The organism is Pseudemcibacter aquimaris (genome assembly GCF_028869115.1).
Lineage (GTDB): Bacteria > Pseudomonadota > Alphaproteobacteria > Sphingomonadales > Emcibacteraceae > Pseudemcibacter > Pseudemcibacter aquimaris.
Genome location: NZ_CP079800.1, coordinates 2,063,778 through 2,080,525, shown reverse-complemented (window position 1 = coordinate 2,080,525; position 16,748 = coordinate 2,063,778). Strand labels below are relative to the sequence as shown.

The following is a 16,748-nucleotide window of genomic DNA, read 5'->3' as shown; positions in this document are numbered from 1 at the left end:
AAATTTAAATGAGGTTAAAATGATTAACTCTTTTAAGGCAAATAAACATTCAATGTTATTTTTGCTGTTATCCATTCTGGCAATCTTTGTCGGTATGACTGGCGATGTATTCGCCCATGGTATCACGGAAGGTGATAAAAATTATGTACAGACAATATCGGGTGTAGCTCCCATTCCCTTTATTTACCTTGGCGCTAAACATATGATGACTGGTTATGATCATCTATTGTTTCTGTTTGGCGTTATTTTCTTTTTATATAAGTTAAAAGACGTGACCATTTATGTCACGATTTTTGCTGTTGGTCACATTGTTACGCTTTTAAGCGGCGTATTAATGGAAATAAGTGTTAGTGCTTATATCATTGATGCAATTATTGGATTTTCCGTTGTTTACAAGTCCCTTGATAATATGGGTGCGTTTCAACGTTGGTTCAATTACCAACCAAATACAAAAATAGCGACGCTGGTTTTCGGATTGTTCCATGGTTACGGCCTTGCGACCAAAATCCAAGATTATGAACTATCACCGGACGGTTTACTTCCAAACTTGATCTTCTTTAATATCGGTGTGGAAATTGGGCAGATTCTTGCCCTAGCTGTTATTTTGATCGCTATTTCATATTGGCGCAAAACAAACAGTTTCATCAAAAATGCTTACACAGTGAATGCCTTTGTCATGATGCTAGGATTTCTCCTTATGTGGTATCAGATCACTGGTTATTTCGTCGCTTAAAACTAATTCTTAAAGGAAAAAAATATGTATAACTCTAATATACCAACAGAAGCTGAGCTTCCATCGAGTGAAAAACTTATTAAATCAACTATCATTGCCGCTGCCGTGGCGGGTGTGCTTGCTGTAACAGTCGTGCTGCCGTCTGAATATGGTGTTGACCCTACAGGTGTCGGCAGTGCCTTGGGATTAAAATCCATGGGTGAGATTAAAAATTCTGGATCAAGTGCCGCCAATATTATCGCAAGTGGCACCGTTGGTGATGAACGCACAGACGAATTTACCAACATGAAAAAAGATGTTGCCACAATCGACGTGCCATTAGGCGGTCAACTTGAATATAAGTTTGATATGAATAAAGGCGACAGAATGATTTTCGAATGGGCCGTTGAAGAAGGCGAAATTTATTACGATTTCCATGGTGAGCCAGAAGGCGACACCACTGGATTTTACGAAAGCTTTGCTGACAGCACAGGAAGAAGTGCCCTAGGTACATTTACAGCACCATTTACCGGTTCACATGGCTGGTATTTCAGAAACGAAAGTGATGGTGACTTAAAGGTGATATTAAGTACAAAAGGCACTTATAAAATCACTGGTGTAAAATAACATAATCATAGAGGTGTAGAAGTTAGTTGAACAATTAACTCTACACCTCACTTTGTAATTAAAAGTGTATTGTTCAAATTTTGTAGAGTGATTGCTATTTGCTTGCTGACTGTCTTTTTATATAGATATGGAATAAGGTAAGTTGTTTTTATTTTTGTATATCAATAAGTTACTGGCGCACCCGGCGAGATTCGAACTCACGGCCTCTGCCTTCGGAGGGCAGCGCTCTATCCAGCTGAGCTACGGGTGCGCGGATTTTTTATCGTCGGGCGCAGACTAGTTTATATTGATATCATTGGCAATCACGTTTTTATCATGCCTTATAAAAAATCTTTTAGAATTGGATATGCTGCTATATAGTCATCCTTTAACAAAAATATAATCAAAAATTCTTAAAGAGGTAGGGAATATCAAAAATGGTAAAAGCCTGGTTTGAAATGAAGCTTTGGAAGCGTATTGTACTTGCGCTTATACTTGGGGTTATTGCGGGGACTTTACTTGGGGAAATGGCCGCCAACATCAAATGGATTGGGGATTTATTTGTAAAATTAATCAGAATGATTGTTGTGCCTCTAATTTTTGTTACTCTCGTATCTGGTGTTGTTTCAATGGGGAGCCCCAAGAAACTTGGTTCAATTGGTATTAAGACATTAGGTCTGTATATGGGTACCACTGCAGTTGCTATTTTTATTGGTTTAACGTTGGCTGCAGTTATCCAGCCAGGTGTCGGCGTTTCAATCACTGGCGGTGAACCAATGCAGACGGCGGACCCGGTCCCATTAAGCACCCAATTAATGAATATTATCCCTGCGAACCCTGTAATGGCCCTTGCTGAAGGTGATATTCTGGCTGTTATCTTTTTCGCGATTATGTTTGGTATCGGTATTATGCTTGCTGGTGAAAAAGCAAAACCTGTTGCAGATTTAATGGAAAGTGCGTCTGAAGTTGTGCTTAAAATTACCCATATCATTATGGAAGTGGCACCATTCGGCGTTTTCGCATTGATTGCGGCTGTCGCCGGAACGCGCGGTGCTGAAACGTTATTGGATATTTTCCCACTCGCGGGTACCATTATTGCGGGTTGTATACTCCACGTCGTGATTATGCACGGTAGTTTAATTCGATTTGTTCTTGGGCTTCCTGCTATTCGTTTCTTTAAAGATATTATTGACGCACAACTGGTGGCCTTTTCCACATCATCAAGTAGCGCGACAATGCCTGTAACAATTGCTGTGGCTGAGGATAACCTTGGTATTAAGCCACCTGTTGCTTCATCTGTAATCCCGCTAGGCGCGACTATAAACATGGACGGTACCGGTATTTATGTAGGAACGGTGGCCGTGTTTGTTGCGCAGTCATTCGGTATTGAACTGAGTTTAGTCGATTATGGTCTAATCGCGCTTACCACGACGATTGCTTCAATTGGTACAGCAGCTGTTCCATCAGCGAGCTTGTTCCTGTTGGCGGGTGTATTAAGTGTGATGGGTATTTCTGCTGATCAAACAGCATTAGTTGTTGGTTTCTTACTTCCGTTTGATCGTCCACTTGATATGTGTCGTACAACGGTGAATGTAACCGGTGACCTTGCCGTATGTACCGCAGTTGCCAAATGGGAAGATGAGATTGACCTGGATGAGTTCAGACGCGATCCGAATATCTAATAGGATTTAAATTAATCCATTAAAAAAGCCCGCTTGTTCAAAGCGGGCTTTTCTTTTATCAGTTCTTAATTCAGTAAGAATTAAAGCTCGTCAGCGTGACTTTCAAGATAGCTCGCAACACCGTCTGCGTTTGGTGTCATGCCATCGTCACCTTTGTTCCAACCAGCAGGGCAAACTTCGCCGTGTGCTTCATGGAATTGAAGTGCTTCAACCATACGAACGCTTTCGTCAACGTTACGACCAAGTGGCAGGTCATTGATCACATAGTGACGGATATTACCCGCTTTATCGATTAGGAATGAACCACGAAGCGCAACACCAGCACCATCGATAAGTACGCCATAATCAGTTGCGATTTTCTTTGTAAGGTCAGCAACAAGTGGGAAATTGATAGAACCAATACCGCCCTTGTTTACATCTGTGTTACGCCATGCATAGTGAGAGAATTGACTGTCGACACTAACGCCAAGAACTTTACAACCAAGTTCTTTAAATTTGTCCATGCGGTTTGAGAACGCAAGAATTTCAGATGGACATACAAATGTGAAGTCAAGTGGATAGAAGAAAACTAGGCCGTAGTCGCCATCCAGATATTCATGTAGATTGATTTCTTTAATTTCGTCATTTTCCATGACTGTTTGAGCAGTGAAATCCGGTGCTCTTTGACCGATAAGTGACATTTTATTTTCTCCTGAATGAAAATGTAATTTAGTTGGAAAGTTTTAAAAATAATGATTAGATAACATGTAAGTCAAGTGCATTATTTTCTTTTTACGTCAATAATGTATTATTTTTATGTGACAATTTTGAAAATATTAAATGAATAAATTTTTACCGCATAAAGGAGCAACCGATTTTTTTAAAACTTCTGACGGGGTGAGCATCAGATATGGTGTGTTTCCGGCGGAAGGAATGGCTATTGGTACAATACTCTTAATTAACGGGCACCGGGAATTTATCGAGAAATATAAAGAATTCATTGAAGATTTTCAAAAACGCGGCTTTCACGTTTTCACCATGGATCACCGCGGGCAGGGTTTATCGGGCCGGATGCTTACTAATCCCAGGAAAAGCCATAACCCCGATTTTGGCCGCATCGTGATGGATATACAGGAATTTACCGAAGACATCGTCCGCCCTGCGGAACTTGGGTTACCTGTATTTCTGGTGTCGCATTCATTGGGATCGCATCTGGCGTTACGGTTCCTACATGATTATCCCGGGGTGGTGGATAAGGCGGTATTGTTGTCCCCCTTCACGGATATGGGGCATGGCGGTTTTTTTAAAAGATTTTTTGCCAAACTGTTTTTTAAAATTATGTATTTCCTTGGTATGTCTCGGATATTTGCCGTGGGCCAAGCAAGACGCAAAAGTATGATTGATCATAATCATGCGTTTGAAAGATTGACCCATGACCAGGAACGTTATGATCATTCACAGGAAGCTATAAAACATAATCCTGATCTATTTGTCGGGGGTGTGACATATGGCTGGCTTAAGGGTGCCATGAACAGCATTAAAAAAATCAAAAGCAGCGGTTTTATGGAAAAAATTAAAACACCCTGTCTATTTATTCTTTCCGGCGATGAAAAAGTTGTGAATAACCAGACCACATTTAAGCTGATTGCGAAAATGAATAATGTAAAAGTCACAACCATCGAAGGGGCAAGACATGAGCTTTACCGCGAGAGTGACGAATATCGAAATCAAATGTGGACTGTGATTGACCGGTTTTTATATGGACGTATTCAGTAGTCCGATAACTTGTTCATGTAATCTTTTGTCACCGCAGGCAACAACCTGACCGCCAGCGGTGACTTTATCCCCTTGCCAGTTGGTGACGATGCCGCCGGCGCCTTCGACCACAGGGATAATGCCCTGAATATCATACGCTTCAAGGCCGCTTTCAATTACCACATCCATGAACCCCATTGCGACCATTGCGTAAGCATAACAATCATAACCATTACGCATCATTTTGGCACCCGCTGCGACGCGGAAAAAACGGTCCTGTTCATCATCGTCTTTAAAAAGCTGTAATGGATCAGTTGTGGAAATGGTGGCATTAAAAATCGTATCGCATGGGCGACATTTAATCGATTTACCGTTCATGGTGCTGCCGTTTGGAGTGCCGATAAAACGTTCTTTTAAATAGGGTTGATCAATCATACCAATTTCATGATTATCACCATTTTTAAGGGCGATGAGCGTCCCCCATGTGGGCACGCCGGTAATATAAGCACGTGTGCCATCAATCGGGTCAATGATCCATGTCATATCGCCGTTATTTTGTTCGTCGGCGTGTTCCTCACCCATAATAGAATGGGTCGGGTATTTTTCACGGATTAATTCACGGATCACAAATTCTGTATTTCGGTCGGCAACCGTTACAGGATCGAAATCGGTACCTAGCTTTTGCCCTTTACTTAGAACCTCAAGCGGTTTTTTAAAGAATTTAAGGCTGACGTCAGCGGCCGCATCGCCCAGCGTGTTGATAAAATCAATATATTCGTTTTCCGTGCTCATGCATCTTGTTTCAAGGATTTTAGGGGGAATGTCAAGCGGTGAAAGGATTAGGCTTGTAGAATATATATATTGAAATTCTGGTTCAATTATTCCTCAAGCGGAATTAATGCGGTAAGTAAAAAGCTAATCTCATCATTGTTACCATTGGAGAGCGGTAAATCAATCCAGGCGACTTGCCGTAGAGGATTATCTAGTTTTGGTGAGTTGCCAACGCTAATCGCGTAATGATAATTCATAAAACAACCAAGCGATTTAAGATATTTTTCTCTATTATCTGCTGTTGCATCTTTAGATGCTACAAATCGGTTATACATTGTATCATTTCCCCAATAACGTTTGTATGTTTCACCAAGAATGATGTTGTGTTTGGGGGAATTAATTTCCTCACCAAGATCAACTAGACGAATATTGGTATGCCAGCCTTTTAGATTTTCAAAAGTATAATCTTGGCGGCTAGGGATTTTCTTGCCATCTCGCAATTTGTTCCAAAGCTGATAAAAAGAGGTTAATTCGCCCGCATCTGATGGGGGCAATTCATCAAGATTATAGAAGTTCATGACGAACTGTCGATTGTTGAAAATATATTCAACTGATTTTAAAGGCATGTTACTCATAAAACTAACTATTAATCACCAATTCTTGGCTTGCCGTTTTCTCTTACACCGAAGGCACGGTTTAGTACAGTTGTGCTGTCTTCGGCCAATTTTATGGAATCTTCTAAGTACTGTAAGATTTGAATATTATTGTTTAAAACATGCTGTGCTTCCGGTCTATTATCATTCATGATTTTGGTCGCACGATAAATCACATCATTTCTGATGTGTTTTAATATATCCTCAAGCTTATGACCTTTCGGATTTTTATCTGACGATAGAAAATGTGTCATGTGTCCCTCTTGCTTTGATATAAATTGGTTTATCAATACTATGATTATAAACCATTATTATTAATGATGGGTAAAGAGGGCACATGACACACATTGGGGGAGGAAATTCCGGTCATACGGGGCATCCATCCAGCCCCGGTTTTATATGTTACCACTTAGATTACTGTTGATGTCGCAACTGCTGATAATACTTCTGATCCTTTGCCGATGACTGACATAATAGCTAGGCTGACAATTGCAAATCCAGCGAATACCTGACGACTATGAGTTTCTTGCTCTTTAGTTGTTGTTTCGATGTTGTTGCTTACTAGAGCCATGAAGCCGTTTTGATCGATTGCATCTTTATATAGGTTAAACATTTTAAATTCCTTTCAAGTTTATATCTTCTGTTTTGGTTACCTGTTTAGCTGTGTTGCTGATTAGGTGTTGTAGTTATATATAACACCAATACAAAAATAGTCAACAACATTTGGATAAAAAATGAAAGTTTTTTAAAAATCGTTTTTAATCAGTATGTTAGATTGATGATAATTTGAGGTGGGGTAGAGGGGTAGGTGTGTTATATGGGGTAAAACAGTGTTATACCTGTGGTGATTCTTGTGAAATAATACACCACTAACACAGTTAAAAGTTCCAATGATTGTTTAAAGTTTGGTATGCGGCAGTCGTACGATGGCAGTTGTACCCATTCCCAGATCACTATCAAGTTTAAAACTGCCACCATGAAGTTCGGTTAGCTTGTTTACAATAGATAGGCCAAGGCCGGTGCCTTCTTCGTTAATATTTGAATCTTGTTCGATTTGTTCAAATGGCTTGATGACTTGTTCAAGTTTATCCTTAGGGATACCGATGCCACTATCTTTCACATAAATGATAATATCATCTTCGATGGAAAGGGTAATGGATATACTGCCATTTTCCGGTGTAAATTTAACAGCATTGGAAAGAAGATTGATAAAAATTCTTTTTAAAGCGTTTTTATCTGCATAAATTTCATAAGACGATCCATACTGGGTAAGCGATATTTTTTGACGTTCAGCTGAGTTCTGAACCATCTTGACGGCCTCGGTAATACATTCATTTAAATCAAAGGGTGATTTAACAAGCTGCATTTTACCGGCTTCGATTTTTGAAAGATCAAGAATGTCGTTGATGATTGTCACAAGATGAAGGCCGCTATTATTAATATCTTTCAGATATTCTTTATATTTCGGGTTATCCAGTTTTCCGTAAATTTCTGCGGACATGACGTCGGAAAAACCGATAATCGCATTTAAGGGGGTACGCAGTTCATGAGACATATTTGCAAGGAATGTTGACTTTGCCCTGTTGGCATCTTCGGCTTCACGTTTAGCGACTTGGGCTTTTACGCGTTCGCCTTCAGCGATGGATCTGGATTTATGAAGTTCATTTTCGGTTTTAATACGCCTTGAAACTTCTTTCCTAAGGCTCGCGTTCCAGAATAATACAATCAATGTAAAGGTGATTAATACACCTGTAATGCTTAGAACTAATGTATAATCCTGTTTTGCTTGTGTGCGTGGGATCATCCATTCATTGTTTATGGTTGCTTTTTCTACTGCCGTGATGCTTGCCATCGCTTTTTTTATTACGCTAGACAATATCGTAAGGTCTTTTCTTATGCCAATGGTTTCAATAATTTCATACGGGCTACTTCCGGTGGCAATAATATCATCCATACTATGTTGGGCAATGATAGGGGTCACCAGTAAAGTGCTTGCGATAAAGGCGTCGGCCTGTTGATCATTAACGAGGTTTAATGCATCTGTGGCGGTTTCAGTTTCAATGATTTCAATATCTGGATAGTCATTTCTCAAAAAATCAGTGATTGCAAAGTTACTTACTTGGGCAATTTTTTTACCTCTTAAGTCTTGCATCGAAGAATAATTATTACCGCGAATAGAGAATATCATATTGTTAAGTGATAAATATGGGTCAGAATATGAAAGATATTCATCGCGTTCTGGCGTTGATGTTGTTGCCGAAATGATGTCGGCGGTTCCGGATTTGATCATTTCAAATCCTTGTTCCCAGGTCTCATTTCTTACCCATTCAAATCTGATGCCCAATAATTCTGAAAGTATATCAAGGTATGTTCCTGTAATCCCACTAATACGCCCATCGGGTGTAACAAATTCCAATGGTTCAATGTTCGGAAAAGAAGCAACCCTAATAATAGGGTTATTGTCTAACCAATTTCTTTCTTCTTCAGTTAAGCGGAAATTACCCGCTCTTAAGGAACTTGTCTGCCATTTATCCACGAGAAATTGATACTCGTTATCTGTAACAGCGCTCATTCCTTTTTCAATGATAGCCATTAATAAAGGGTTGCTATTATGTACTGCAATACGAAGCCGTGCATCACGGTTACTGTAGGTAAAAATTGCGCCGCCTAGAAAATCAAGGTTCGTATAGCGATTGGTTGAGATAGCGTGATTTACAATTGGAACACGTCCGGCATAAATATCAATAATGCCGCCACTTAATGCGACAAGTGCTTCATTGATATCAGTAAATTCCAGTATAGTACTTCCTGGGCTTTCTTTTTTAAGGACGTTTGCAGTACCAGAGTTTCGAATTGATCCAACAGCCTTTCCAGATAAATCCTCTACGCTTTCTACAGGAGCGCTTCCAGGTAGACCATAAAAACCAACGGGTAATTCAAGATAATGATCAGAAAATAAGAAATGCTTTTCTCTTTCTTCTGTGCGAATAACGCTATGGATAATATCCACTTCATTATTTATTGCCATAGAATGAAGGTCATTCCATGCTAAGCCATTTATATAGCTTGCATTAAGGCCAACCTTGCTTAGAACTAAGTTTAAATAATCAATGGAAAAACCAGAAGGGCGATCACCATCAACAAAATCAATAGGTGCCCAGTTCATCTGATTGGTAACGGTAAGCGTTGGATTTTCAGAAATCCATTGTTGTTCTTCAGCCGAAAGATTTAGCACGAAATTGTTGCTGGTCTGCGCAAAGGCAGAACCGAGCAATGTTGTAATGATAATTACAGCATAACCTAAAAGGGGTTTAATACGCCAACCCCCATTGGGTAACAAACTCATATATTCTTCCCCGTTATTCTCAATTGAGTAAATTTACATCAACTGGTGATAATAGGGAATAAGTATTAAGTCATTCTTAAAAAAGCGTATTAATTTATTGTGACGCTGCCTTGGCTGCCTTTTTACGCTCATGCGGAATTAGGAAACGTTTTCTAAGGCGAATGCTTTCCGGTGTCACTTCCACAAGTTCATCATCCTGAATATAGGCAATTGCCTGCTCAAGGCTTAATTTACGTGGTGGTGTCAGCTTGATCGCATCATCCTTACCCGCAGCACGGATGTTGGTTAATTGCTTACCTTTAAGAACGTTTACATCAAGATCATTGGAACGAGCGTGTTCACCGATGATCATGCCTTCGTATACTTCTTCCTGTGGGTGGATCATGATCACACCGCGGTCTTCCAGGTTAAAGAGGGCGTATGCAACTGCCTTACCCATACCCATGCTGATCAGAACACCAACGCGGCGGCCCTGAATTGGGCCTTTATATGGACCATAGCTATGGTATGTGCGGTTCATAATACCTGTACCGCGCGTATCGGTTAGAAATTCACCGTGATAACCAATTAATCCGCGTGACGGGGCGAGGAAGGTAATGCGAGTTTTGCCAGTACCACTTGAACGCATGTCTGTCATTTCTGCCTTGCGTTCGGCCATTTTTTCAACAACAACACCTGAATAATCTTCGTCAACGTCAACGATGACTTCTTCGAATGGTTCTGTTCGGCCGCCATTTTCGTCCGTTTGATAAAGAACGCGTGGGCGGGATATGGATAATTCGAACCCTTCGCGGCGCATTGTTTCAATAAGAACACCCAATTGAAGCTCGCCACGTCCGGCAACATCAAAGCTATCTTTGCTTTCTGCTTCGGTGATGCGGATGGCGACGTTACCTTCTGCCTCTTTTAACAGTCTGTCACGGATCATACGTGACGTAACTTTGTCGCCTTCGCGTCCAGCAAGCGGGCTGTCATTCACCGTAAATGCCATTGATAGCGTTGGTGGATCAATTGGCTGTGCTTTTAATGGTTCTGTTACCTCTGGCGCGCAAATGGTATCGGCAACCGTACCGATGCTAAGTCCAGCGATGGCGATGATGTCACCCGCGATCGCCTCATCAACCGGAACACGGTCAAGGCCATCGAATGACATAAGTTTGGTTGCACGTCCTGCTTCCACTTCTTCGCCAGCTTGGTTGATCACTTTAATCGGGTCATTGACCTTGATTTTACCGCTTTGAACACGGCCCGTCAGAACACGGCCCATGAAATTATCACGGTCAAGCAGTGTCGCAAGCATTGTGAATGGTTCATCAATGATTTCTTTTGTGCGCATGGCTGGCTTGTCATAATAATCAATGATCGTTTCAAAAAGCGGATCAAGGTTTTCCTGCGGCCCATCAAGTTCACGGGATGCCCAACCATCACGGCCGGATGCATATAACATTGGGAAATCAAGCTGTTCATCATTGGCGTCCAGCGATACAAACAGATCGAATACTTCGTCGTGTACTTCGTCCGGGCGGCGGTCAGCCTTATCAATTTTATTGATAACCACAATTGGCTTAAGGCCAAGTGAGAGGGCCTTACCGGTTACGAATTTGGTTTGTGGCATTGGGCCTTCGGCGCTATCCACGAGCAGGATCACACCATCCACCATATTAAGGATACGTTCCACTTCACCACCGAAGTCGGCGTGTCCCGGTGTATCGACGATATTGATGCGATGATCACCCCAGTCAACCGCCGTACATTTTGCAAAAATGGTAATGCCGCGTTCTTTTTCAATCTCGTTGCTGTCCATTGCCAGCTCTTCAACGGTTTCATTTTCACGGTACATGCCGCTTTGTTTAAACATGCCGTCAACGAGTGTGGTTTTGCCGTGGTCAACGTGGGCAATAATAGCAATATTGCGTAAGGTCATCTGATTTCGCCAATTGTTGGTGCCTAAAATAAAGTTGGCGCAGTATAGCGATCTTTTATGACATGTCTATTTAAAGATTTATTTAGTTGGAACTGGCGTTTCTAAGTTCCATTCCTGCCATTACTGTAAGGGCACGAATAATGGTCTCGTCGCTATCCTGCCAATGCCTGTAAGTGGATGTTGTTTCACAACAAATCAGGCCCGTTGGCTTGCCATTTGTATATATAATATAATCAAGTAATGATTTAATGTCATTGGGATTAAAATATGCGTCAACCAATTCAATCGTGTTGCGGTCACTTGTGACATCATCTGCCCTAATGGTGACTCCTTCGATCATTGCGGTGAAATAATTTGGAAAATCAGCCGCCAGAAGAACCGTATCTTTTAATTCGCGTTTTTTAAATTTATCAACGGAATGTTGGCATGTTATCTTGCTTAACCCATCATCAAAATACCAAATGCTGACAAGATCCACATCAAGTTGATCCAGAACATCCTGCGCCAGGGCGGACAAGATGTCTTTTTCCGGTAACGGTCCATCACTTTCTAATATGAGCTTCTTAATATTTTCCATATGTCTTTCAACTGGTTAAGTGAGCTTGTTTATATTGATAACAGTAATGACCATCCCTTTCAAGGTCATTCGACAACGGTGGTTTCGCTGTTTTCATTATCACTGGAAACCGTTTCATGTTCAAATTCACGGCCATGAACATATTTTTCAAACCATGTCATTTCCAAATTCATTTTTCCAAGGCGGTGGCGTAATTCGCGCCAACCATGCCCTTCGCGTGGCACGATATAAAGGTCGCTTTCAACACCATTTGATTTTAACGCGCGGTATAATTCAATTGATTGTTCCTTGGGAACGCGGACATCAGCACCACCAACAATGATCATTGTTGGTGTTGTGACCTTTGCAACGTCTTTTAACGGGGAATGATCCCAATATGTTTCAATTGGTGCGTCAGTTTGCCACGGTGTGCCGCCAAACCATGGTGTGCGGTAAATGCGCGTGTCCGATTGGCTATACATGGATATCCAGTTCACGGTACCGGCGGCGGATGATGCCGCCTTGAAGCGGCCCGTGTAGGTGATGATTTTATTGGTCATATGACCACCGGCGCTATATCCCATTTTGACCATTTTATCGCCATCAACAATTCCGGCTTCGATTAAATGATCAACGCCTGCCATTACATCAAGGTGGGATTGATTGAAATAGCTATCCACCATATCACGGACGAAGTCATCACCATAGCCAAGGCTACCGCGGTAATTTGGTCTTAAAATCACATAACCATGTGCCGCAAGTATCGGTGCGTATGATGTGCTGCTAAAAAGTCCACCCCATTGATCCGATGCTCTTGGGCCACCGTGGGTTTGCACCACAAGCGGGTATCTTTTGCTCGCGTCATAATCATGGGGGTAATAAATGGTGCCCTCAATATCTACGCCATCGGCGCCTTTCCAACGCACGATGTCCTGACGTGGCAGGTCAAAATCACGCTTAAGATAATCATAAATGTTTGTGATACGTGATGGTTCATTATCATTTGATGCCATGTGCCAGAAATCACCATTGTTATGTTCTGATCTGATGGACATAAGGTGATGATTACGGCGCGCATTATAATGCCAGCTTGAAACGGTATGATCACCGTTTGTTAATTGCTTAATTTCTGCGCTTTCAAGGGTATATTCAAATAATTCGTTGTGAACACCCATGTTCGCTTTGAAATATATGCGTTCACCGTCCTGCGACCAATGTGCCTGTTGAATATCTTGATCGAAATTACCCAGCATTTGACGTGGCGTGCCGCCATTCGCAGAAATTAAAAATAGATTATTTTCAAAATAGGGGACATCATTTTCATCGGTCCATGACAGATAAAGCACCGTTTTATTATCCGGGGAAAGTTCCGCGCGCGATTCCGGGTTTTTATTTTCTGTGACCTGACCAGCGTTTGTCCCATCAGAATCCATGATCCAAATTTCACTTTCCAGTGCCGCATCAAGAAGCGGGTTTGGAGCACGGCTATGGACGATTTTTTTACCGTCTTGTGATTGTTTGTAACTCGTTACACTGAAATCACCATAGGTAAGGCGGGTTTCTAACCCTTCATCAACGGATACTTTCCACAGGTGCTTTTGTTTATAATTTTGTTCGAACTTGTAAATATCGTCGCCGCTTGCTTCGTTTTCTTGTTCCGTTTTTGATTTTGGTTGTGCGGCAATGAAATAAATTAGCGACCCGTCTTGGGACCATGTGGCCGATGTCACGGCGGTTTTATGATCGGTTAATCTTAATGCCTCGCCACCATCAGCGGGCATAATATAAACCTGATTTACATCATCGGCGCCACGTTTACTAATAAACATGATCTTTTTACCATCAGGTGACCATCTTGGGGATGTGGCGTTTGTGGCATTGGTTGATACCTGCATCATGTTGTTGCCATTTGTATCCACCTGCCAAATGCTGGTGACGTTTTTATTCTCTGCCCAATCGGCAACGCTTTTTACGAATAAAATTTTATCGTCATTTGGTGATAATTGTCCGTCACGTACGCTTGGGACATTTAATAAATCAACCATGTTCATGGTATCCGCGTGGGCGGTTATGGATGAAACACATAAAACGATTACGGCAAAAAGTCGCATGAATAAATTCCCCTTCTATATATTTATGGAAAATATCCTATCAGTTCATATGCTTATTGGCAATATGGCGGGTTTTATGAAAATATCCACGCAAAAAAGATTGGAAATGCTGGCATGATTAACCGAATAAGTGGCGTTGCATATTCATCATGCACCAGTCCAAGTATATCTTCCGAATAAAAAATCATGGTCAATATCACGAGGGAAAAACCAAGTGACGGATCAGTGCCGTGCATCTGCATGGCTACACTTAATATAATAAGGAAACCGGGATAAAGCGCCGATGCACCAAAAGGAAATTTGGGTTTTGGAAAATTAAGCACCAGATAAGCACCGAATGATGCAATCAAAATCATCATCAGATTTTCACTTAAAGGGATATTGGCGCCCTTAGCAACAACGAATAACCCCACCGCCGCCCAGAATAACGATACGGGCGCTTGTAACGCATTATATTGAATGTCTTCGAGTTTCAGGAAAAGGATGATTGATATAATGGTAATGAAAGCAAGCGCATATATATTGACCCGCGCTACGGGGAAATTTGCATTATTGGCATAAATCCAGAATACCACCAGTATCATGAGTGCAATATGAACTTGCGGTGATAACAGGTTCATTTTCGGGTATCGGTCCTGCAACATGCCAAAACATAATGAAATCAGACATATGAAAAACAATTGATCCGTATTCACACGGATCGGCAGGGTAGGGACGCCGTAATAAATCAACATAGTAATCATGAATGCGATAATAAGTGATGAATTGGCAAGGGTATGGCCGATCCCTTCGCCGGCAAAAAAACGGAATAGCGCATGACCAATAACGGTGATTGCCGCTGGTAATACCATCAACATCATTATCGGTTCATTGAAATTAAGCACTTGTTTTTCCCTTATTGTTTTTAGGGAATCTATAGGAAAGATATGACGCGAACAACCGCGAATTTAAAAGAACTTAAGTATAAGAAATGCCGAAATTCATAAATTTGGCAAAAAATAGTGATTTTTTTTAAAAAATCGTATGCGTGACATTTTTGCAAAATATGCCGTATTTTGGGGGTAAGGTGCTGAAAAATAAGCATATTTTCACGTTTTTCTTAGTGTGTCATATTTGCCACAGTGTGGTATTTTTGCACGGGCTAACTTATTGAAAAATAAAGACATTTTTCTACTTGCGTTAATTCTAAGAATAGGTAAATATAAGTTAACAACAGCGTTCATGGTGTAGGAACACTGTTACCGCTCTAAAGAGCATTTCCTCCCTAGACTTGGGCCATTCGGAAGAACCGGATGGCCTTTTGTTTTGTATAAAGCTAAATCAAATTTTCCATATCACGGTCGAGCCATTTCATCAAAATATTGAGCATGGATTTGGTTTGATGAAAGCCGGAATTTGGGCAGCGGTTATGTTCATCCATATAAAGTGATTTGTTAATTTCAATCTGAATGGCGTGTTTGTTTTCGGATGGGCGGCCGTAATGGTCGGTGTTATATCCACCGGCGAAAGGATCATTCATGGCAACGGAAAGGTCCGCATCTTCAAAGAAATGTTTAATGTATTCTGTAATTTTATCTGAACAGCTATTTCCATATAAATCACCGATGACGATATCGGGCTGGCTATGGATTGTTTTAATATCCAAAAATTCATTGGAAGGCATCGAATGACAATCAATCAGTAATGAATATCCAAAGTCATTGAAATTTTCGTTTAATAAGTGTTCAAGCTGTTTATGAACCGGGAAATAGAATTTGTTGATGCGTTCTTCGGCCTCTTTAAACGGGATCGTGTCCATATAAATATCCTGTCTTGTATAGGCGTATTTGGCAATTGATCCATAGCCAAGATCAACTTTGCGGCTGTGATCCAGCAGATGTTCGGGGATATCACCGGAAAACATGGTTTTATCCAGTTCATATGCAGCACGGTTCGTGTCCATGAAGCTGCGGGCATAATTATTGGCCATTATCGACGATCCATACTTCGGCGCATCATCAAACAGCCTATCAACAAAGCTGTCCCCCGAGCATAGAAGAATATGTTTATCAATTGAAATTTGATCAAGAAAATCATCAGGGAATAATTCACCGCTATGGGGCGAATTATAGATGATATTATTGCTTTTATTATCCGCAGATTTAATTGAAAATAAAACCATGCATTGAGGTTAGCGAATAGTTTAAAAAAAGAATAGATAAAAATTGAAATTATCGCTAGACTTAATGAATAAGTCCTGTAATCACAGGATGTTAAAAGTTTGTGGAGAAGACGGGACAGTGCCGCGTATATTATTAGCAGAAGATGATGAAACAATGCGTTCGTTTCTAAGCCGTTCGCTTGAAAAAGCAGGCTATGAGGTTGTGTCCGTTTCACACGGACTTGAAGCCATTCCACATCTTCGTGAAAATCATTTTGATTTACTTTTAACTGATATTGTAATGCCGGGGATGGACGGTATTGAACTGGCGCGTCAGGCGACAGCGATCATTGATGATTTACCGGTTATGTTTATCACGGGCTTTGCCGCGGTGGCCATGGACAGGACAAAAGAACGCCCGAAAAGTTCGAAACTACTGCAAAAACCATTTCATCTGCGTGATTTGGTGGATGAGGTCGAGCGGCTATTGGCTGCATAAAATTTTCTTTTAAG

16 protein-coding genes and 1 tRNA gene are annotated in these 16,748 nt (G+C 41.1%); 5 read left to right on the top strand and 12 right to left on the bottom strand.

Translation table 11 applies throughout. From position 1 onward, the window contains the following. Positions 1–52: 52 nt before the first annotated feature. Both KW060_RS09835 and KW060_RS09830 read left to right on the top strand, forming a co-directional pair. Complete coding sequence (locus KW060_RS09835) at positions 53–733, top strand: HupE/UreJ family protein (RefSeq protein WP_420833187.1); 681 nt, start codon at positions 53–55, stop codon at positions 731–733. A 24-nt stretch (positions 734–757) separates the two neighbouring features. Then, the gene (locus KW060_RS09830) at positions 758–1,339 is read left to right on the top strand and encodes a hypothetical protein (RefSeq protein ID WP_249034651.1); all 582 of its coding nucleotides are present in this window, start codon (positions 758–760) and stop codon (positions 1,337–1,339) included. Positions 1,340–1,512: 173 nt separating this feature from the next. Here KW060_RS09830 and KW060_RS09825 read toward each other — a convergent pair. Further along, positions 1,513–1,589 (bottom strand) — tRNA-Arg (locus tag KW060_RS09825). Positions 1,590–1,755: 166 nt separating this feature from the next. On the opposite strand from KW060_RS09825, the gene KW060_RS09820 reads away from it, so the two are divergent. After that, on the top strand, positions 1,756–3,000 hold the full coding sequence (locus KW060_RS09820; RefSeq protein WP_249034650.1) for a dicarboxylate/amino acid:cation symporter: 1,245 nt from the start codon (positions 1,756–1,758) through the stop codon (positions 2,998–3,000). A gap of 80 nt (positions 3,001–3,080) precedes the next feature. Here the strand turns inward: KW060_RS09820 and KW060_RS09815 are convergent, their stop codons facing one another. Further along, a complete protein-coding gene (locus KW060_RS09815) occupies positions 3,081–3,680 on the bottom strand; it encodes a peroxiredoxin (protein ID WP_249034649.1) in 600 nt (199 codons plus the stop codon). A gap of 139 nt (positions 3,681–3,819) precedes the next feature. On the opposite strand from KW060_RS09815, the gene KW060_RS09810 reads away from it, so the two are divergent. After that, a complete protein-coding gene (locus tag KW060_RS09810; protein ID WP_249034648.1) occupies positions 3,820–4,755 on the top strand; it encodes an alpha/beta fold hydrolase in 936 nt (311 codons plus the stop codon). On the opposite strand, the gene hisN is transcribed toward KW060_RS09810, so the two are convergent. The 10 genes from hisN to KW060_RS09760 all read right to left on the bottom strand — a co-directional run bounded on the left by hisN (position 4,735) and on the right by KW060_RS09760 (position 16,256). Next, the gene (gene hisN / locus KW060_RS09805; protein WP_249034647.1) at positions 4,735–5,526 is read right to left on the bottom strand and encodes a histidinol-phosphatase; all 792 of its coding nucleotides are present in this window, start codon (positions 5,524–5,526) and stop codon (positions 4,735–4,737) included. The two genes, KW060_RS09810 and hisN, sit on opposite strands and share 21 nt — an antisense overlap. An 86-nt stretch (positions 5,527–5,612) precedes the next feature. Further along, on the bottom strand, positions 5,613–6,083 hold the full coding sequence (locus tag KW060_RS09800; RefSeq protein WP_274757242.1) for a hypothetical protein: 471 nt from the start codon (positions 6,081–6,083) through the stop codon (positions 5,613–5,615). Positions 6,084–6,151: 68 nt separating this feature from the next. Continuing rightward, positions 6,152–6,412: a hypothetical protein gene (locus KW060_RS09795; protein WP_249034645.1), complete on the bottom strand. Its 261-nt coding sequence runs from the start codon at positions 6,410–6,412 to the stop codon at positions 6,152–6,154. A 155-nt stretch (positions 6,413–6,567) separates the two neighbouring features. Then, the gene (locus tag KW060_RS09790; protein WP_249034644.1) at positions 6,568–6,771 is read right to left on the bottom strand and encodes a hypothetical protein; all 204 of its coding nucleotides are present in this window, start codon (positions 6,769–6,771) and stop codon (positions 6,568–6,570) included. Between the two features lie 285 nt (positions 6,772–7,056). Next, positions 7,057–9,504: a transporter substrate-binding domain-containing protein gene (locus tag KW060_RS09785; protein WP_249034643.1), complete on the bottom strand. Its 2,448-nt coding sequence runs from the start codon at positions 9,502–9,504 to the stop codon at positions 7,057–7,059. A 94-nt stretch (positions 9,505–9,598) separates the two neighbouring features. Continuing rightward, complete coding sequence (gene typA, locus KW060_RS09780) at positions 9,599–11,428, bottom strand: translational GTPase TypA (protein ID WP_249034642.1); 1,830 nt, start codon at positions 11,426–11,428, stop codon at positions 9,599–9,601. Between the two features lie 82 nt (positions 11,429–11,510). Next, entirely contained in the window at positions 11,511–12,005 is a 495-nt protein-coding gene (locus KW060_RS09775) for a GAF domain-containing protein (protein ID WP_249034641.1), read from the bottom strand. 65 nt (positions 12,006–12,070) lie between these two features. Continuing rightward, positions 12,071–14,095: a S9 family peptidase gene (locus KW060_RS09770; protein WP_249034640.1), complete on the bottom strand. Its 2,025-nt coding sequence runs from the start codon at positions 14,093–14,095 to the stop codon at positions 12,071–12,073. A 74-nt stretch (positions 14,096–14,169) separates the two neighbouring features. Then, the gene (locus tag KW060_RS09765; RefSeq protein WP_249034639.1) at positions 14,170–14,979 is read right to left on the bottom strand and encodes a hypothetical protein; all 810 of its coding nucleotides are present in this window, start codon (positions 14,977–14,979) and stop codon (positions 14,170–14,172) included. 431 nt (positions 14,980–15,410) lie between these two features. Beyond that, positions 15,411–16,256, bottom strand: coding sequence for an N-formylglutamate amidohydrolase (locus KW060_RS09760; protein ID WP_249034638.1), 846 nt, complete (start codon positions 16,254–16,256; stop codon positions 15,411–15,413). Positions 16,257–16,344: 88 nt separating this feature from the next. On the opposite strand from KW060_RS09760, the gene KW060_RS09755 reads away from it, so the two are divergent. Continuing rightward, entirely contained in the window at positions 16,345–16,734 is a 390-nt protein-coding gene (locus tag KW060_RS09755) for a response regulator (RefSeq protein ID WP_250646653.1), read from the top strand. Positions 16,735–16,748 lie beyond the last annotated feature (14 nt).